General features: G+C 58.7%; 15 protein-coding genes. 5 read left to right on the forward strand and 10 right to left on the reverse strand.

Annotation, left to right across the window (positions count from 1 at the left end; translation table 11 throughout):
- Window positions 1–29: 29 nt before the first annotated feature.
- From cmoB to cmoA, 3 genes are read right to left on the reverse strand one after another with little or no spacing between them, the layout of a single operon-like run.
- Window positions 30–1016, reverse strand: a complete 987-nt coding sequence (gene cmoB, locus NH395_RS00525) for a tRNA 5-methoxyuridine(34)/uridine 5-oxyacetic acid(34) synthase CmoB (protein ID WP_253021628.1) — start codon at window positions 1014–1016, stop codon at window positions 30–32.
- Window positions 1017–1031: 15 nt separating this feature from the next.
- Complete coding sequence (locus NH395_RS00530; protein WP_253021630.1) at window positions 1032–2462, reverse strand: phospholipase D-like domain-containing protein; 1431 nt, start codon at window positions 2460–2462, stop codon at window positions 1032–1034.
- A complete protein-coding gene (gene cmoA / locus NH395_RS00535; RefSeq protein WP_253021632.1) occupies window positions 2459–3199 on the reverse strand; it encodes a carboxy-S-adenosyl-L-methionine synthase CmoA in 741 nt (246 codons plus the stop codon). Before cmoA ends, NH395_RS00530 begins: the two co-directional genes overlap by 4 nt.
- 95 nt (window positions 3200–3294) lie before the next feature.
- Here cmoA and pgi point away from each other — a divergent pair, with 95 nt between their 5' ends.
- The 5 genes from pgi to serB all read left to right on the forward strand — a co-directional run bounded on the left by pgi (window position 3295) and on the right by serB (window position 12385).
- Window positions 3295–4989 (forward strand): glucose-6-phosphate isomerase, encoded by a 1695-nt coding sequence (pgi, locus tag NH395_RS00540; protein ID WP_253021634.1) that lies wholly within the window; start codon window positions 3295–3297, stop codon window positions 4987–4989.
- Between the two features lie 123 nt (window positions 4990–5112).
- Window positions 5113–7008, forward strand: a complete 1896-nt coding sequence (gene parE, locus NH395_RS00545; protein ID WP_253021636.1) for a DNA topoisomerase IV subunit B — start codon at window positions 5113–5115, stop codon at window positions 7006–7008.
- A gap of 124 nt (window positions 7009–7132) precedes the next feature.
- Window positions 7133–9085, forward strand: a complete 1953-nt coding sequence (locus NH395_RS00550) for a methyl-accepting chemotaxis protein (protein WP_253021638.1) — start codon at window positions 7133–7135, stop codon at window positions 9083–9085.
- A 109-nt stretch (window positions 9086–9194) separates the two neighbouring features.
- A complete protein-coding gene (gene parC / locus NH395_RS00555) occupies window positions 9195–11441 on the forward strand; it encodes a DNA topoisomerase IV subunit A (protein ID WP_253021640.1) in 2247 nt (748 codons plus the stop codon).
- A 20-nt stretch (window positions 11442–11461) separates the two neighbouring features.
- Entirely contained in the window at window positions 11462–12385 is a 924-nt protein-coding gene (serB, locus tag NH395_RS00560; RefSeq protein ID WP_253021642.1) for a phosphoserine phosphatase SerB, read from the forward strand.
- Window positions 12386–12391: 6 nt separating this feature from the next.
- Here serB and NH395_RS00565 read toward each other — a convergent pair whose 3' ends face one another.
- From NH395_RS00565 to NH395_RS00595, 7 genes are all read right to left on the reverse strand, one after another.
- Complete coding sequence (locus NH395_RS00565) at window positions 12392–13249, reverse strand: DUF6694 family lipoprotein (protein ID WP_366064825.1); 858 nt, start codon at window positions 13247–13249, stop codon at window positions 12392–12394.
- 69 nt (window positions 13250–13318) lie between these two features.
- On the reverse strand, window positions 13319–13705 hold the full coding sequence (locus NH395_RS00570) for a Na+/H+ antiporter subunit G (protein WP_066317683.1): 387 nt from the start codon (window positions 13703–13705) through the stop codon (window positions 13319–13321).
- 37 nt (window positions 13706–13742) lie between these two features.
- Complete coding sequence (locus tag NH395_RS00575) at window positions 13743–14012, reverse strand: K+/H+ antiporter subunit F (RefSeq protein WP_253021646.1); 270 nt, start codon at window positions 14010–14012, stop codon at window positions 13743–13745.
- Entirely contained in the window at window positions 14006–14503 is a 498-nt protein-coding gene (locus NH395_RS00580) for a Na+/H+ antiporter subunit E (RefSeq protein WP_066317673.1), read from the reverse strand. The genes NH395_RS00575 and NH395_RS00580 overlap by 7 nt, the downstream gene beginning before the upstream one ends.
- Window positions 14500–16011, reverse strand: a complete 1512-nt coding sequence (locus NH395_RS00585) for a monovalent cation/H+ antiporter subunit D (protein WP_253021648.1) — start codon at window positions 16009–16011, stop codon at window positions 14500–14502. The genes NH395_RS00580 and NH395_RS00585 overlap by 4 nt, the downstream gene beginning before the upstream one ends.
- Window positions 16008–16340, reverse strand: a complete 333-nt coding sequence (locus tag NH395_RS00590; RefSeq protein ID WP_066317667.1) for a Na+/H+ antiporter subunit C — start codon at window positions 16338–16340, stop codon at window positions 16008–16010. Before NH395_RS00590 ends, NH395_RS00585 begins: the two co-directional genes overlap by 4 nt.
- On the reverse strand, window positions 16340–19177 hold the full coding sequence (locus NH395_RS00595) for a monovalent cation/H+ antiporter subunit A (RefSeq protein WP_253021650.1): 2838 nt from the start codon (window positions 19175–19177) through the stop codon (window positions 16340–16342). Before NH395_RS00595 ends, NH395_RS00590 begins: the two co-directional genes overlap by 1 nt.
- Window positions 19178–19202 lie beyond the last annotated feature (25 nt).

The raw sequence follows: 19202 nt of genomic DNA on the forward strand, positions 1-19202 counted from the left end.
ATCGGGTAGTCACTCTTTACGCAAATTACCTACCCCGGTTTGTTCGCCAATATCACTGCCCGCCGCGGAGCAGGGTAGCCTTCGATAGTGCGGGTGCGGTCGTCGGGATCCAGAAAATCCGCGAGCGACTGGTAGGTCATCCACTCGGTGGAGCGCTGCTCGTCGAGCGTGGTCACCGCTTCATCGACCACACGCACGTTGGTAAAGCCGCAGCGTTCCAGCCAGTGGCATAGCGCCTTGGAGGAGGGCAGGAAGTAAACGTTGGGCATGGAGGCGTAGCGTTCGCCGGGCATAAACACCGTCTGCTCATCGCCTTCCACCACCAGGGTCTCCAGCACCAACTCGCCGCCAGGCGCCAGGGCGGCCTTTAGCTGCTGAAGGTGTTCCAGCGGCGCGGGGCGGTGGTAGAGCACGCCCATGGAAAAGACAGTATCGAAGAACGCCAGATTCTCCGGCACGTCTTCGATGCCCACCGGTAAAAACTGCGTTCTGCCGCCGTCCGCATCACCCACGAAATGGCGTACCGCCTGAAACTGACAGTAAAAGCGCGGTGACGGGTCAATGACCAGTACGAAAGCAGCGCCTGCCCCGGCCATCCGCCAGGCGTGGTAACCGCTGCCGCCGCCGACATCGAGCACGTTGCGGTACTCGAGGGGTGCCAGATGGGGGGCCACGCGCTGCCACTTCCAGTCGGAGCGCCATTCTGTGTCGATATGGATGCCACCCAGTTGAAAGGGTCCTTTCCGCCAGGGCGCAAGCTTTCTCAGCAGGTTGAAACACTGGCGCTGTTGGCTATCGGTGAGGGCAATGTCGACCGTCACGGTGTCGCTGTTCAGGTCGACGCGCCGCTCGCTTGGCAGCGCGGGCAGTTTGGCCACGGCTTTTTCCCAGGCGGGCAAGTCGCCGTGGCGGTTGCGGTCGAGGCCGCGCGCCAGTTGTTCGGGCAGGCGTGCCAGCCAGGTGTCCAGACCCTGGTCAATAAAGGCGTGGTAGAGCTCGCGGTGGGGGTGGGGCATGGGTGTCTCGCTGTCTTAAAAAGTGCACCAGCCGCTGGCTTCCATCAGTCGATACTGCCAGTAGCGCCAACGAGAGGCGTCCAGGTAAGCCTCGGGGCCGGTGCTGTAATGCTCGGTGTCGGTATTATGCCAGTGGCGTTCGAAGGCTTCGCGGGCCTCGTGGATAATCACATCGTCGCTGTTGGCGACCCACTCGAGATTGGCTTCGAAGTTGAGGTCGTTAAGGCTGCGCCGGGTATAGTTGGCCGAGCCCAGCAGCAAGTGGGCGGGGCGCTTGCCAGCATGGCGCAGCACTACTTTGCTATGGGCCTGCTCGCCGTGGGTATCACTCCAGCGTAGCTGGATGCCGGCGTTGATCAGGTCGTTGGCCGCCTGGCGATTGGGAATACCGCTGCCGGAGACGCCAAAGGCATGGTGGTTGGGGTCGAGCAGCACGCGTACCTCAACGCCCTTTGCCGCGGCCCTGACCAGCGCAGTAATCACGCCGCGGTGGGAGAGGTAGAGCATCTCGATATCGAGCCGTTCATCGGTGCGAGCGTCATCAATGAGTGCCAGCAGGGCACCTTTGATGGCGCCTTCGCTAAGCAGGCGCAGGCGCGGGGTGTCGCCACTTGCGTCGCCAGCGGCTGCCGTCGGCTGGACGTGGGCGATGGGGACGCCGCTGTGGGCGGCAATTTCGCGTTCTGAAGCGAGCAGGTCGAGGGCGGTATCGCCGGAGACCCGCAGCGCCACGTCCCGGTAGTCGCTGCTGCCGTCATCGGCGTTGGCTGAGCTGACCACGGCGGTCCAGCGATCATCTTCGTCCACTACCAGGGTCTTACGATGGTTGGCATTGAGGTTAAGCAGGGTCAGATAGCTGCGAAGGCCGACCCTGCCCGGCCCGATAGGGTTGGGTAGCCAGCCGCCCCGGGGCGAGTGGCGCAGCCAGCGAAAGCACAGCCGCCACAGCGCGGTCCAGCTTGGGTTTGGGTCGCGCCCGATCGTCAGGTCGGTGGTGGCGACCCGGACGCCAGCCGCTTCAAGCGCTTGATGGTGGCTAAGTTCGAGCCCGCCGTAGACGGCGTTGATAGGATCGGTGATCACCACTATCTCGATACCAGGGCGCTGGTGCTTGCGGTTCAGCAGGGCGTCACGCAGTGCCACCGAAATCTGGCGATGGCAGTCGTGGCGGTCGTCGGCGGGGTCGTTGAACTGGAACATATCCAGTACCACCAGCTTTTCGGCCTGGCCAATCAGGCGCAACATCTCGTCGAAAATCTGCTGTCGGCAGTGGCGTTGGCCGTCGGCACCGACAAAGGTCTCGTCGATCAGCAGCCGCGGCGCGACAGGTGCCCGCCACTTGCCCTCGGTGTTAAGGCCGGATGGCAAGGGCTTGCGCGAGTGCCACCAAAGGGTGGCGACGTAGAGCACCAGTGCGACCGCGGTCAGGACCACCCAGGTAGTCATGGTTTGAAGGCGATCAGCGAGGCGAAGTTGAGGTATTGGAACCAGGTCATCGAGCGCGGAAAGCCGGCTTGCCTCAGGCGTTCGTGAAGGGCCTCGAGCGTATCCGGCACCAGCACATTCTCGAGCGCGGTACGCTTTTGGCTGATTTCCAAATCGCTGTAGCCATTGGCGCGCTTGAAGTCATGGTAGCGCTCGACACGCCAGGCGTTGTCCCGCTCGTCGGCGTCGACGGTTTTTTCCGATAAAATCAGCACGCCTCCGGGCTCGAGCGCATCGTACAGGCGCTTCAAGAGGGCATCGCGGTCGGCGGGCGGCAAAAACTGCAGCGTAAAGTTGAGAATGATCATCCCCGAAGGTGCATACTCAAGCGTACGAATATCAGCTTCCTCCACCTGCATGGCATAGTCGGCACACTCGTCGGCAAAGGTTTGCCGTGCTTGAGTCACCATGGCAGGGGAAAGATCGACTCCCGTGTAGCGAAACGCATCCGCGGGCAGTGCACCGGCAAGAGCCAGCCCTGAAGCGCCCAGCGAACAGCCCAGGTCGTAGACGTGGGCGCCGTGGCGTAGGTGTCGCTGGGCGATCAGGCCCAGCATGCCGAGTATCTGCCCGTAGCCGGGCACCGAACGGCGGATCATGTCGGGAAAGCACGCGACGACCTGTTCGTCAAAGGAGAACCTTGCCACCTTATCCAAGGGTGTCGAAAAGATAGCGTCGCGGTAAGATGCATCACTCATGGTCAAGCCAGGATTATTAATGAGGTTGCGTAGTTTACGCGCCCTTGGTAAACCAGAACAGACCCTGCACGGAACGATGCCACAGGAGAGGGCAAATGGCTGCATCATCACGCACACCCCCTGATTCGCTACCCGCATGGCAAACGCTGAAGCAGCACGCCCAGGCGCTGAAGCATGTCCACCTGAAAAACTTGTTTGGCAACGACCCAGGGCGCTGGACACACTTTACCCGCCAGGTGGCAGGCTTGACCCTGGATCTCTCCAAGCAGCGCTGGGACGACGACACCCTTGAGCATCTGCTGGCGCTTGCGGATGAAGCCGGGGTGCCAGGTGCGATCGAGGCGCTGCTCAGTGGCAAGCGGGTCAACGTCAGCGAAAACCGTCCGGCCTTGCACACGGCCTTGCGACTGCCGCCGGGGGCGAGCCTGGACGTGGAAGGGGAAGACATAGCGGCGGCGGTACATGAAAGCCTGACGCAAATGGAGCGCTTGGTAGCGCGTCTGCATGCGGGCCAGTGGCGCGGTGCTACCGGCAAGCCGATCCGCCATGTGGTGAATTTGGGTGTCGGCGGGTCGGACCTTGGGCCACAGATGGTCACTCACGCGCTGGCTGACTACCGTCCTGACGATATTCACCCAGTGGAGGTGCATTTTGCCTCGACCATGGATGGCTCGCAGCTTGCCGATTATCTGACGCGCTTTAATCCCGAAACCACGCTGTTTGTGCTGTCGTCGAAGTCGTTCACCACCATCGATACATTGTCCAACGCCAATACCGCTCGCGATTGGCTGATAGGTCGGCTGTCGAAGCACGGTGAGCTACCCAGCGCCAACCCGGTCAGTGAAGAGCTGATCATTCGTCAGCACTTTATCGGGGTATCGGCAAGCCCCGATAAAATGAGCGAATGGGGCATCACGCCCGATCACCAATTGATGTTCTGGGAATGGGTCGGCGGACGCTATTCGCTCTGGGGCACCATTGGTCTGCCGATTGCGCTGGTGGTGGGCATGGAGAACTTCCGCGAGCTGTTAGCCGGTGCCCATGCCATGGACCGTCACTTCCAGGAGGCGCCTTTGGCCGAAAATTTGCCGGTGCTGCTTGGGCTGGCGGGTATCTGGAATGTCAATTTTCTGGATATTCGCGCCCACTCGATTTTGCCTTATGACGGGCGCCTGGAGTATTTTGCTGCCTACCTTGAGCAGTTGGAAATGGAGTCCAACGGTAAGTCGGTGACCGGTCAGGGGCAGGCGGTCAATTATTCCACCTGCCCGGTGCTTTGGGGGCAGTTGGGACCCAATGCACAGCATGCGTTCTATCAACTGCTCCATCAGGGGACCCAGCCGGTCGTTTGCGACTTTATCGCGCCGCTCAAGCGTTACGATGAGGTGGAGGATCCGGATACCCGCCGCCACCTGAAATCCCAGCACCGGCTGGCGTTGGCCAATTGCTTTGCCCAATCGCGGGTGTTGATGCTCGGCGACGATGCCATTGATGACGATGGCCCGCGCCCGGCGCATAAACGCTACCGGGGCAATCAGCCGTCTACCACGGTGCTGCTGGACAAGCTGACCCCGGCAACGCTGGGTTCGCTGATTGCGCTCTATGAGCATAAGGTGTTTGTCCAGGCGGTCATCTGGGATATCAATCCGTTTGACCAGTGGGGCGTCGAGCTAGGCAAACAGATTGCCACCGACACCCAGAAAATTATCGACCATCAGGGTGACCTGGCGCGACTGGATGCCTCCAGCCGCGGCTTGATTGAAGCCTTTTGGGCGGCTGAGCAGGAGTGACCTATCCCCGGCGCCCCTCTGAGGCAATAAACATGGCTGGATATACAGCATTTTGCTTTTCGGCTATCCTGTATCCCTTTGAAAGCATTCATACGTGCATGACCCTTCAGGAATCGACGTTACATGACCCAGTTTGATGCCTCCCAGTACGGCGCGAGTTCCATCGAAGTCCTCTCGGGGCTCGAGCCGGTACGAAAGCGTCCCGGTATGTATACCGACACCTCGCGGCCCAACCACCTTGCCCAGGAAGTCATCGATAACAGCGTCGATGAAGCGCTGGCGGGCCACGCCACGGCGATCAGCGTCGTGCTGCATAGCGACGGTGCGATTGAAGTGCAGGATAACGGCCGCGGGATGCCCATCGATCTGCACCCCGAGCACGGCGTGTCGGGCGTCGAACTGATCTTTACCAAACTGCACTCGGGCGGCAAGTTCTCGTCGGACAGCTACCGCTTTTCCGGTGGTCTGCACGGTGTGGGCGTGTCGGTCGTCAACGCACTGTCGCGTCGCCTGGATGTCGAAGTGACCCGCAACGGTGCGCGTCATGCCATGGCGTTCGAGTTCGGCGAGAAGGTCGAAGAGCTGCGCGAAATCGGCAAAGCGGCCAAGCGCGCCAGCGGTACCCTGGTGCGTTTCTGGCCGGATGAAAGCTACTTTGATAGCCCTAAACTGGCATTGGGTAAACTGAAGCACCTGTTGCGCGCCAAGGCGGTGCTTTGCCCCGGGCTTTCGGTCACCCTCGTCGAGCCTGACGGCACCAAAACCGAGTGGGCCTACGCCGATGGGCTGCGCGACTACCTAGCAGAAGCCACCGATGGTTATGAAGTGGTGCCAGCCGAACCCTTTATCGGTCACTTCAACGACGATGAAAACGGTGTGGACTGGGCTATCCAATGGCTGCCCGAAGGCGGCGATGCGTTGCTGGAGAGCTACGTCAACCTGATCCCTACTCCCCAGGGCGGGACTCACGTCAACGGGTTTCGCTCCGGGTTGCTGGAAGCGCTGCGCGAGTTCTGTGAGTACCGTAGTCTACTGCCCCGTGGCATCAAGCTTACCGCCGATGACTTGTGGGAACGTGCCTCCTTCGTATTGTCGGTGAAGATGCTGGATCCCCAGTTTGCCGGGCAAACCAAAGAGCGGCTTTCGTCGCGAACAATCGCGGGCTTTGTGTCGGGGGTGCTCAAGGACGCCTTTTCGCTATGGCTCAACCACCATGTCGACCAAGGCGAAGCCCTCGCCGAGCTGGTGATCAGCGCCGCCCAGCGCCGCCAGAAAAAAGCCAAGAAGGTGGCGCGCAAGAAGGTGACCTCAGGCCCGGCTCTGCCTGGCAAACTGGCAGACTGCTCGGGGCAGGACCCCGCCCAGAGCGAACTGTTCCTGGTCGAGGGTGACTCCGCCGGGGGCAGCGCCAAGCAGGCGCGTCACCGCGAGACCCAGGCGATCATGCCGCTGCGTGGCAAAATCCTTAATACCTGGGAAGTCGAGACCCACGATATCTTCGGTTCTCAGGAAGTTCACGATATCGCGGTGGCGATTGGCGCTGACCCGGGCAGCGCTGATCTGGAAAAATTGCGCTACCACAAGATATGTATTCTTGCCGACGCCGATTCCGACGGCCTGCATATCGCCACGCTGCTGTGTGCACTGTTCGTCAAGCACTTCCCCAGCCTGGTGGACGCGGGCCACGTCTATGTGGCCATGCCGCCCCTTTACCGTATTGACCTGGGCAAAGAGGTTCACTACGCCCTGGATGAGAGCGAAAAAGCCGCGATCCTCAAACAGCTGGCGCAAAAGCGTGGCACCCCTAACGTTCAGCGTTTTAAAGGCTTGGGCGAAATGAGCCCGCTGCAACTGCGCGAAACCACCATGGCGGTGGAAACTCGCCGCTTGGTGCAGCTCACCCTCGATGAAGGCGACGACACGCTGGAAATGATGGACATGCTGCTGGCCAAAAAACGTGCCGGCGACCGCAAGAAATGGCTGGAAAATTACGGCAACCTTGCTGACGTCGAAGTGTAGCGACAGTGTCAATGCTGCATTGGTGTTGAATGGCTAAGGTTGGGCATGAATTAGCCGATAGTGAATAAAGAGCGTACCCAAAAAAGTGCGCCCGTCAGTATCACTTACATCGCTAAAGGGGAAAATGTCCGTGCTCAATACCATTTCGAGGCAGTTAACGCTGGCAGCGTTTGCTCTCATGCTACTCATGGCCGCAAGCATTTACGCCGTTATGGCTTGGCGTGGCCAACCGCAGGTCATAGAGGCAAGCCAGTCGCTTGTCGATCGAGCAGGTGAGTCCATTGTCAACGCAATGAATGCACAGCTGGCACGCGTGGAAGGCAATACGGCGAGTCTGGCATCGCTCGCAGAGTCATTACCCCGCGAGGAATCGTTGTTTCGTCAAGCCTTCCCACGGCTTGTCGATGACAGTGGCAACGCCGCCATAGCAGGGGGCGGTATCTGGCCCGAGCCGGATGCCTTTGAGGAGGGGGTCGAGCGGTTCAGCTTCTTCTGGGCGAGAAATGCTGAAGGCGAGATCGAGTTTCTGGATGATTATAACGCTGACGATATTGCGCCTTATCACGACGAGGCCTGGTATCAGAATGCCCGCGATGCCGATCCGGGTCAGTGTATCTGGTCAACGGCGTATCGCGACGCCACCACCGGGGTGGCGATGGTAACCTGTAGCGTCCCTTACTACCTTGACGACGAGTTTGCCGGGGTCGCGACCATCGATATGCAGCTGGAAGGAATCGCTGAGTTTCTGACCGAGAATGGTGATACAACCGGCGGCTATGCCTTCGTGCTTGATAGAGCAGGCAAGGTCATCCATTTTCCTGGCGCTGATCTGGCGACGGCTGATATGCAAGGGTTAGCCGATCTGACCCGCGAGATGCCCTGGCTTTCGCCTGTGGTCGAGGCTGTCGAATCAGGCCGTCAGAATGTCCAGGTGGAAACAGCTGGCGTGCTGGATAAGCCTGCCTCGGTTCGTTTGTTCGATATGCAGGATACGGGCTGGACACTGGGGCTCATGACGCCCCAGGAAGAAGTGACGGGGCTGGCGCGGACATTGACGCGCGATCTGATGGTGGTAATTCTCCCCCTGTTGGCGCTGTTGCTGGCGTTAGGCTGGTGGGGTGGACGTATACTGTTGCGTCAAATCCACAGCACCACCGAGCAGATTGATCAGCTCGGCCAAGGCGGCTCAAGTCGAGAACTGAAGATTTATCGCAATGATGAAATTGGCGAGTTACGCAGTGCGGTGAATCGTTATGCTGAAAAACTACGCCACCTGTTTGATGACGTCAGTCAGGTGTCCGATGCGATTGCCAGTGAAGCGACGGACATTGCCTCTGGAAACGCCGAGTTGTCCAGTCGGACCGAACAACAGGCCGCATCGCTCCAGGAGACCTCTTCCACCATGGAAGAAATGGCGACAACCGTTAAGCGCAACGCTGATAATGCCAACGAAGCCGATCAGCGCGTCACGGAAACAACGGAAAAGGTCAGGCGGGGTGGCGAGCAGGTTGCACGTCTGGCTCAGTCGATGGAAGCGATCAATGAGAGCTCGGGAGAGGTTTCCTCGATTGTCGATGTCATTGAAAACATTGCATTTCAAACGAATATCCTGGCACTCAATGCATCTGTCGAAGCGGCTCGAGCCGGGGAACACGGGCGAGGTTTTGCCGTCGTCGCCAGTGAAGTTCGCGAACTGGCTTCCCGGAGTGCTACATCGGCTCGCAACATCAACGACTTGATCAAGACCACGTCTCAACAAATTGAAACCGGTAGCGGCTATGCACGTGATGCAGAGGCTGCCATGCAGGAAATTGTTTCGGCGATTGAGGAAATCGCCCAACGTATCGCGGAGATCAGTCAAGCGTCCAGCGAACAGACCCACGGCATTGATGAAATCAACCGTGCCGTCTCGCAAATGGATACGGTCACCCAGCAGAATGCAGGGCTTGTCAGCCAAGCATCAGGAGCGGCCAATGAACTTTCTGTCCAGGCCCAGCGCCTGAAGAGTTTACTTGATGATTTTCAGCGCGATAATCAACGCTCCCCGGATGCGATCCCACTTTCGGGGCCTCAGTGATGTCATTGACATGATATAAGCAACTACTAACACGTTGAGTATCAATGTGTAGCAGGAATAGCCGCTCCCGTTGGGGCGGCTTTGCTTGTCAGGAAAGGATGAATACCTCATGGATATTCAGGTAGCGGAAGGCGACGTCGAACGCTTGTCCTTGCGCGATTACACCGAAAAAGCGTACCTCGACTACTCGATGTACGTGATTCTAGACCGCGCCCTGCCCAACATTGGCGATGGCATGAAACCCGTGCAGCGGCGGATTATCTATGCCATGCGCGAGCTGGCGCTGCATGCTAACGCCAAGTACAAGAAGTCGGCGCGCACCGTCGGCGACGTGCTGGGTAAATTCCATCCCCACGGCGACAGTGCCTGCTATGAAGCCATGGTACTGATGGCCCAGCCGTTCAGCTATCGCTATCCGCTGGTGGACGGTCAGGGCAACTGGGGGAGTCCTGACGATCCCAAATCGTTTGCCGCCATGCGCTACACCGAAGCCAAACTCTCCAGGTTTGCCGAAGTGCTGCTCAGCGAGCTGGGCCAGGGGACTGTCGACTGGGTGCCCAACTTTGACGGCACCATGCAGGAACCGCTGGTGCTGCCCGCACGCTTGCCGCATGTGCTGCTCAATGGCGGCACCGGGATTGCCGTGGGGATGGCCACCGATATTCCGCCGCACAATGTGTCTGAGGTCGTGGACGCCACCTGTCACCTGTTACGCAATCCGCAGGCCACGACGACCGACCTGATGGACTTCATCCCCGCGCCGGACTTCCCGACCGACGCGGAAATTATTACCCCCCGAGAAGACCTGCGTAAGCTCTACGAATCCGGTCGTGGTTCGGTCAAGCTGCGCGCTCGCTACGAGCGGGAAGGCGCCAATATCGTGATCACCGCGCTGCCGTATCAGGTCAGCGGTGCCAAGGTGCTGGAACAGATCGCCGCCCAGATGCAGGCTAAAAAGCTGCCCATGGTGGCCGACCTGCGCGATGAATCCACCCACGAAGAGCCCACCCGTCTGGTGATCGAGCCGCGCTCCAACCGCATTGACGTTGAGTCCTTGATGGACCACTTGTTTGCCACCACGGATCTGGAAAAGAACGTGCGGGTCAACATGAACGTGATCGGCCTGGATGGCCGCCCAAGAGTGATGCCGCTGCCCGAGATGCTGGGCGAATGGCTGCGCTTCCGGCGTGCCACGGTACGTCGCCGCCTCGAGCACCGCCTGGGCAAGGTGGAAGATCGCCTGCATATTCTGGAAGGCCTGCTCACCGCCTACCTGAATATCGATGAGGTGATTCGCATTATTCGAGAGGAGGATGAGCCCAAGCCTGCCCTGGTAGCGGCCTTTGGTCTCTCCGAGCGACAGGCGGAAGCGATCCTCGAGCTGCGCCTGCGTCATCTTGCCAAGCTTGAAGAGATGAAAATCCGCGGCGAGCAGGATGAACTGGAAAAAGAACGCAAATATCTACAGGGGCTGCTGGGCAGCGAAGCCAAGCTGACCACGCTGATCGAAAAAGAGATTCGTGCGGCGGGTAAAGAGCATGGCGATGAACGCCGCTCGCCACTGGTCGCCAGGGCCGACGCCAAGGCATTGTCCGAAGTCGAGCTGCTGGGGGCTGATCCGATCACCGTGGTGCTGTCTGAGAAGGGCTGGATTCGCTCCGCCAAGGGCCATGATATCGACCCTGAGGGGTTGTCCTATAAAGCAGGCGACCGTTTCCAGTTGGCTGCACGAGGCAAAACCAACCAGCCTTTGGTGCTGCTGGATGATACCGGCCGCGCCTATACGCTCAGTGCCCATAACCTGCCCAGTGCACGGGGGCAGGGGGAGCCGGTCACCGGGCGCGCGAATGTGTCGGCCGGTGCGCGGATGGCCGGGTTGATGCTGGCACCTGCCGAGCGGCGTTTTGTATTGGCGAGCGACGGCGGGTACGGCTTTATCGCCCGCCTGGAAGCGCTTACCGGTAAAAACAAGGCAGGCAAGGCGGTGCTTAGCCTGCCTAAAGGCTGCAGTGTGATGGCACCGGTTGAAGTGCCCGAGGGTGACAAGCTCTGGGTGGCCTCGGTCTCCAACGAAGGCCGACTATTGCTGTTTCCCCTGGATCAATTGCCTGAAATGGCCAAGGGCAAAGGCAACAAGATGCTGGATATCCCCGGTCCACGCGCCGCACGCCGTGAGGAATTCGTGCGCAGCATCGCAGTAATTAAAGACAGCGATTCCCTGGAACTGCATGCCGGAAAGCGAAAACTCACGCTGAAAACCGATGACCTGGCCTATTATCGCGGCGAGCGGGGTCGGCGGGGCAGCAAGCTGCCCCGCGGTTTCCAAAAGGTCGACTGGATAGGGGCAGGGGACTAAACAATGGCAGGAATTGAGTGATGGCAAGCGGCGATTTGATCTTAACCGTATTGGCTCCGTGTCTAACCGCGGAGATTCAGTCCCAGGTGGACGCCCTGAGGGTGCAATTTGGCTTGCTGGAAACGAGCGCCCGACGGTTGTCGGATACAGCGCAGGGCGCGCGCATTGACTGCCTCGAACTGTGCCTGAATGGTGCCGATGCGGATCTTGAAGCGCTACGACATGCAGCGCGGGTTTTGAGCGAAACCTTGAACGTGGATATTGTGGTTCAGCAGAACCTGCGCAAGCAGGTGCAGCCTCGGCTGGTGTGCTTCGATATGGATTCCACGCTGATCAAGGCCGAAGTGATTGACGAGCTGGCCTATCGTCATGGCGTGGGCAATGAAGTTGCCGAGGTTACCGAGCGGGCGATGCGCGGTGAGCTGGATTTTCAGCAAAGCTTTCGCGAGCGGATGAGCAAGCTGGCTGGTTTGGACGAGTCTGTGTTGGCTGATATCGCCGCCGAGCTACCCTTGATGGAAGGCGTCGAGCGGCTGATGGCGAACCTGAAACGCCTGGGGTATCGCACCGCGATTCTCTCTGGAGGTTTCACCTACTTCGCTGACTACTTGCAGCATAAGCTCGGCTTCGATGAGGTTCATGCCAACGAGCTGGTCATCGAGAACGGCAAGGTCACCGGCGAGGTGCGCGAGCCGATTGTCGACGCGGACCGTAAAGCGGAGCTGCTGAAAACCATTGCCCGGCGTGAAGGCTGGACACTCGAACAGACGATTGCGGTGGGCGATGGCGCCAATGACCTCAAGATGCTCGCTAAAGCAGGTTTGGGTATTGCCTATCGCGCCAAACCCATGGTGCGGGCACAGGCGCGCCAAGCCATTTCACACCTCGATATTGATGCGGTGCTGTACCTCATCGGTTACCCAGACGACGATTTGACCGACTGATAGCTGTCAGGGCCCTTGCGAGGGCCCTTCCAGCTTGCTGGAAGAAGCGGCCATGTCGCCATACTCTTCACGCAGCTCATCGAGCCTCTCTCGCTGTCGCTCGCTTAGCGGTGTCGCGTCCCAAAGTGGCTTGCCTTCGGCGTCGTGCAAGCCCTCGATGGTGACATCGAACTGGGCATCATCGGGAATCTCGCGATTACCCCAGGGGCCAAAACGGTTGGGCGCCAGGCGCCACTGAGCGCTTTCGCCAGGGGCTAAACCGCCGGGAATCACATAGTAAAACGTTTCATCGACCCAGGGCGCGTCCAGGCCGGGACTGCTGACAATGCCCCTGAGTGACAATTCCGAGATACGCTGGTCAGAGCCGTTGGTGACGTCCAGTTCAATAATCGGCTCCAGCGCTCCGTAGGGGCTTGTGCTCATGTAAAAATCGGCGCTGTCGAGGGTCACCTGAGCCCGTTGCTTGCGGTCATGCTCTGCATTAGCCTGCTTTTCTTCAAGCCGGGAGAGAATACCCAGCGCCTGACTTCGCTCCCGTGCCCGGCGGTTACGTAACAGCTCATTGGCTTTCTCTATTGCTTCGTCACCCGTCAGCCCATGCATGTAAGCATTGGCCGACTCGGCGATTTCCGCGGCGTTCATTGGTCTTGGATTAAGTATGTCGATACCGTTGAACGATGACATCGCCATGATGGTTAGTGCTTGGTCAAATTCATCGCGCTTGTAAGGGGGCAATGAGTCGCGCACTTTTTCGACGGATACAACAGCGGCGGGCATTGAACTGGTATCAATCCTGGGTTCTGAACAACCCGCAAGCATTATCATTGCAAACGATAATGTCGATAGCCTTAACAGGCTCCACATACGATTACCTCAACTCAATATCATCAACCCGGGAAGCGTGCCAGCGCTTGGTTTGGATGGCAAAATCGATCAGCCATGGCCTTTATCGGGGTGAGGGACCGGCTTTTTACCGACTTCCTCGGAGCGAAGCTCCACGGGTTTACCCTGGGTGATATCGATGTGCTTCAAGCGTAAGTGCAGGCCCGTTTTGGCAAGCAGGTGGGCGCTGACCGGTGCGGTAATAAATAAAAACAGAGTGATCAATAATTCCTGAATATCGGGTCTGCCGTCAATGCTCCAGAAGTACGCCATGGAGGCCACCAGCATACAGCCGATCCCCAGTGTCGTTGCCTTGGTGGGGCCGTGTAAGCGCATGTAGAAATCGCGAAGATGCGCCATCCCCAAAGAACCGACGAATACAAAGGCGCCGCCTGTGATCAGCAATAATGAAATAAAAGCCTCTACCCAAAGCGACATAAGCGTACCTGTATAATAACCAAGAGAGTGACCGGGTTCATTCGATAATGTCCCCGCGTAATATGTACTTGCACACCGCTACCGTGCTGATAAAGCCCAGCATGGCGATGAGCAGCGCCGATTCGAAATAGGTCTTGCTGTTCAACCATAAGCCGAGGAGTACAATCAGCGCGATGGAGTTGACGTACATGGTGTCCAGCGCCAGTACTCGATCCGGCAAATCGGGGCCAATGGTCAGCCGATAGAGGTTCATCAGCAGTGCCATCACCACCAACGCCAGGGTGATATAAAGTGCGAAGCTTAGCATTCGTAAATCTCCTTGAGCGGGCGTTCGTAGCGCTCCCGAATCTGCTCAATCAGTGCCTCTTCGTCTGTTTCGTTGAGGGCATGAATAAGCAGCGATTTACCGTCCATACGCAGGTTGGCGGAGACCGTCCCCGGCGTCAGGCTGATGGTGCTGGCAAGCAGTGTAATGGTGAAACGCTCCTCAAGCATCAGAGGGTATTCGACAAAATGGGGATTTAATTTACGCCATGGGTTGGCGATCAGGTACGCCACTTCAAAATTGGCGGTGATGATGTCGCCAAGCACGCGCAGCACAAAACGCAACAGCAGCAGCGGCTTTTTGATGCGCGGTCGGGCATCCCAAAAGCGGTTGGTGAGCAAGGGGATGATAATGGCCAGTGCGCCACCCAATACGATATGCCCGGGCGCCACACTGCGCACCAGGAGTAGCCACACGAAAAGCAGCAACAATGAAAAAACCGGGGTCGGCAACCAGGCGCGGGATCGAATCATTGGGTGCCTCCAGCGTCATTGATCAACGTATCGATTACCAGGCTAGGGTTAGCCAATTGCTTAGCGGCGGCCTGGGTATAGTCGCTAACGGGGCCGGCAAACACGACCAGCAGTAGCGAGCTACTCAACAGCCACGCCATGCCAAACCACTGGCAACTGGGCAGTGGACGGCCACTGAGATGGCCGCGATGACTGCGCCAGAACAGAGTTGAACCCGCACGCGAGAGCGCAATGAGCGATGCCAGGCCTGCCAGCAAGACGAGTGTCCAGAGCCAAAGTCGTTGGCTGCCTTCCGCGGCGTTGAGCATCAGCGCTTTGCCGAAAGCGCCCGAGAGAGGGGGTAAGCCAGCCACCGCGATCGCCCCGATGAAGAACGCCAGCGCCAGTGCCGACCCTTGTACCATGGGGCGACCCTTGACTAACCGCGTACCCGGTTTGCCACGTTGCAGGCCGATCATCTCCGCCAACAAGAAGAGGCCGCCGGTGATCAGCGTCGTATGAATCAAGTAGTAAAGCAGTGCCGAGGTGGCATCAGGACTGCGCATTCCGACGCCCGCAAGTAGCGTGCCGACGGAAATCAGCACCAGGTAGGCAATCAGCAGGCGCAGATCCCGAGCGGCCATCACCCCTATCCCAGCGGCGGCCAGGGTCGCCAATGAAAGCCACCAGACCCAGGGTTGTTCGAGGGCTTCCAGATTACCTGCCTGGTCGCCAAAGATGAGGCTGTAGACCCGCAAGATGGCATAGATGCCAACCTTGGTCATGACCGCAAACAGGGCGGCCACCGGGGCAGGGGCTGACGCATAGGCACGGGGTAACCAGAAATACAGCGGTAAAATGGCTGCCTTAAGGCCGAAGACCACCAGTAACATCAAGGCACCAGCCACCACCAACCCTTCGCGTTCAGCGGGCAGTTCGGCCATGCGCGAGGCCATATCCGCCATGTTCAGCGTGCCGGTTGCTCCATAGAGAATGCCCACGCCAATCAGAAACAGCGAAGAACCCGCCAGGTTGAGCACCACATAATGAACGCTGGATTGAATGCGCGCCTTGCCGCCGCCATGAAGCAGCAGGGCATACGAGGCCAGCAGCAGCACTTCAAAGAAAACGAAGAGGTTAAACAGGTCTCCGGTTAAAAAAGCACCGTTGATGCCCATCAGCTGCCACTGGAAGAGGCCGTGAAAGTTGCTGCCTTTTTCATCATCACCGCCGCAGGCAAAGACCACAGCTCCGACGGCCAGAAGAGCGGTCACCAGCAACATGAGCGCCGACAAACGATCCAGCACCAGGGCAATGCCAAACGGAGGCTGCCAGTCGCCGAGGGCATAATAGGTCACTTCTCCACTGGCGGCTTGGTTCAACAACCCTATGGCAACCAAGAGCAGCACTGACGTGGCTACCACGCTGACAATGCGCTTGTAACGTACCATTCCCTGGCGCTGGTAGAGTAACAAGATACCCGCGATTAACGGCACAACGACAGGTAAAACAATCAAATGCTGGGTCATTCGCGGTCTTCCTTTTTGCCGTCTACGTGGTCGTTACCCACTTCACTTCGCGCGCGCATCGCCAGAATGACAACAAAGGCGGTCATCGCAAACCCGATCACAATGGCCGTCAGCACCAGGGCCTGGGGAAGCGGGTCAGCGAAGCCATCGCCTTCATTGACCAGCGCCGCGCCATCGGTGGTCAGCCCACCCATGGAAAACAGAAATAAATTGACGGCATAGGAGAGCAGGGTCAGGCCAACCACCACCGGGAAGGTTCGCCCACGCAGCGTCAGGTAAAGTCCGGAGGCGGTGAGCACGCCAGTGGTGATCGCGTAGAGCAGTTCCATTAGCGGGGCTCCTTGCTGGTGGGGTTGGAAGATGTCTCAGCGTCTTTTTCGGTCTGCTCGGGCACCGGGCGGTGGGCAGTGGTCACTTTGCCCAGGTTGGCGAGGATCATGAGCGTGGCACCGACGACGGCCAGATAAACACCCAGGTCGAAAAGCAGCGCCGTTGCCAATTCAAACTCACCGACGACGGGTAGCGTGAAGTAGCCAAACGACGATGTCAGGAACGGGTAGCCGAACAGCCAGCTGCCAAGCCCTGTCAGCGTCGCGACCGCGACACCCATGATAGCCACGGGCTGGAAGGGGAAGTCGAGGCGTTCCTGTGCCCACTCTACCCCGCGGGCCATATACAGCAGAATCAATGCCACAGCGGTAATCAGACCGGCGATGAAGCCACCGCCGGGCTGGTTGTGGCCGCGCAGGAAGATAAACGCTGATACCAGCAAGGCCAGGGGTAGTATCGTCATTGAAACAGACGTCAAAATGGCCGGGTAGCGGTCCGGCGACCATACCCGGCCCTCGCCATCACTGTGCGGCATAAACAGGCGTAAACGGTTGAGTAGCTTGAAGATCGCAAGGCCTGCAAGGGCAAGCACGGTAATTTCACCTAGCGTATCGAAACCCCGGAAGTCGACCAGGATGACGTTGACCACGTTGTAGCCGCCACCGCCGGGTTTACTGTTTTCGACAAAAAAGCTGGAGATCGACAGCGTTTCCCGGGTCAATACCGCATAGTTGAGGCTGGCAATCACCAGCCCCAGCGACCCTGCCAGCAGAATGTCGCGGACATTGCGCAGCGGGCTCGACTCCTGAGGTGTTTTCTGCGGCAGGAAGAACAACGCCAGCATCAGCAGAATCATGGTCACCACTTCCACGGATAGCTGGGTCAGCGCTAAGTCCGGCGCTGAAAAACGTGCAAAGGTGAGTGCCACAAACAGCCCCACAATCGACAGCATGAGCAATGAAATAAGACGATAACGATGGGTAGCCGCGGTTGCGATGCCGCCAAAGATGAGCATCACTGCGCCCAGAATCACCACGCCGTCGATCGGCTGGTTGCCGGCCGCCCCTGTTAGATCGGTGACCTGGACCAGCCCGATGAGCCCCATCACAAAGGCAGCGGATAGCAACAGGGTCATGTAGCGCTGTAATGAATTACCCTCAAAAACAGCCAGGATTTGTTCAGCACGATAGCCCATCGTTACCACAAAGCGCTCGAACACCCGCCGGGCATCGACGCTGGCAAACTGCCGGGTGAATAGGCGCATGTCGCTGTGGCGCCAATACAGGGCGGTGCCGATCAATAATGCCGCAACGCTCATCATCAGCGGCAGGTTGACGCCATGCCAGATCGCCAGTTTGAAATCCAGCGGACGCTGGAGTACCGCTTGGCTGGCAAGGTCGAGCAGGTGTGTGGCGGTAAGGGCGGGCAACAGGCCAATCACGACGCACAGCACAACCAGAATTTCCACAGGTAAACGCATCAGGTGTGGTGGTTCGTGGGGGGATTTGGGCGGTGCCTCGCGGGCAGGCTTGAAGAATACCGCATGCACCAGGCGCAGCGAGTAAGCCACAGAAAGAATACCCCCTAACGTGGCCAGCGCAGGCAGCAACCAGCTCAAGCCACCCAGCACCGGGGTTTCCAGGGTTTCAGTGAAGAACATCTCTTTGGATAGAAAGCCGTTGAACAGCGGCACCCCCGCCATCGAGGCGGCGGCAAGTGTGGTCAGCAGCGCGGTCACCGGCATGGCTTTTTTCAGGCCACCCAACTGCTTGAGTTCCCGTGTTCCTGCTTCGTGGTCGATAATGCCCGCGCTCATGAACAGCGCCGCTTTGAAGGTGGCATGATTGAGAATGTGAAACAGGGCGGCCAGCACGGCCATGGGACTGCCGATACCCAACAGTACCGTGATCAGCCCCAGGTGGCTGACCGTGGAAAAGGCCAGAATGCCCTTCAAATCGGTTTTGAATAGCGCGAACCAGGCCCCGTAAAGCAGTGTGGCGGTGCCCACGAGGGATACAACCACAGTCCATAGCTCGCTGTCGGCAATTGCCGGATGCAGCCTTGCCATGAGGAAAATTCCGGCCTTCACCATCGTGGCCGAATGCAGGTAGGCCGAAACCGGCGTCGGGGCGGCCATGGCATGAGGGAGCCAAAAATGAAACGGGAACTGGGCTGATTTGGTAAAAGCACCGAGTAAAACCAGGCCGAGCATCAGCGGATAACGCGAGTCGGCGATGATCCTGTCGCTACTGGCCAGAACGTCTCCCATGCTGAAACTGCCTGCCATATCTCCCAGCAACAGAAGCCCTGCCAACAGCGCCAAGCCGCCAGCGCCCGTCACTGTGAGCGCCATTCTTGCCCCTTTACGCGCTTCCGATTGGTGGTACCAGAAGCCGATCAATAAAAACGATGAAAGGCTGGTGAGCTCCCAGAATAGCCACAGCAGGATGAGGTTGTCGGACATTGAAATACCGACCATGGAGGCCATGAACAGCATCATGAAGGCGTAAAAACGGCCTACGGGTTCGTCACTTGCCAGATAAAAGTGAGCATAGAGCAGTATCAACAGCCCGATGCCCATGATTAAAATATTGAACAGCAGCGACAGGCCGTCCAGGCGCAGGGCCAGTTCCAGGTTGAGTTCTGGCAGCCAGCCAACGGCGAAGCGCAGTGTTTCGCCGTCGAGAAGTGCGGGTATCTGCATCAAGGTAAGCAGCAGGGCAATAGCCGGCAGCAGGGCGGTTGCCAACGAGCAGGCCATGCGGCTGCGTTGAGCGTTGAGGACCGGCACCAAGACGCCCAGTAAAGGTAGTAAGGCTATCCACAGCAGTGTCATGGGAGTCATCCAGCGCAAAAATCAA

This window comes from Halomonas sp. Mc5H-6 (assembly GCF_024124705.1).
GTDB classification, from domain to species: domain Bacteria; phylum Pseudomonadota; class Gammaproteobacteria; order Pseudomonadales; family Halomonadaceae; genus Vreelandella; species Vreelandella subterranea.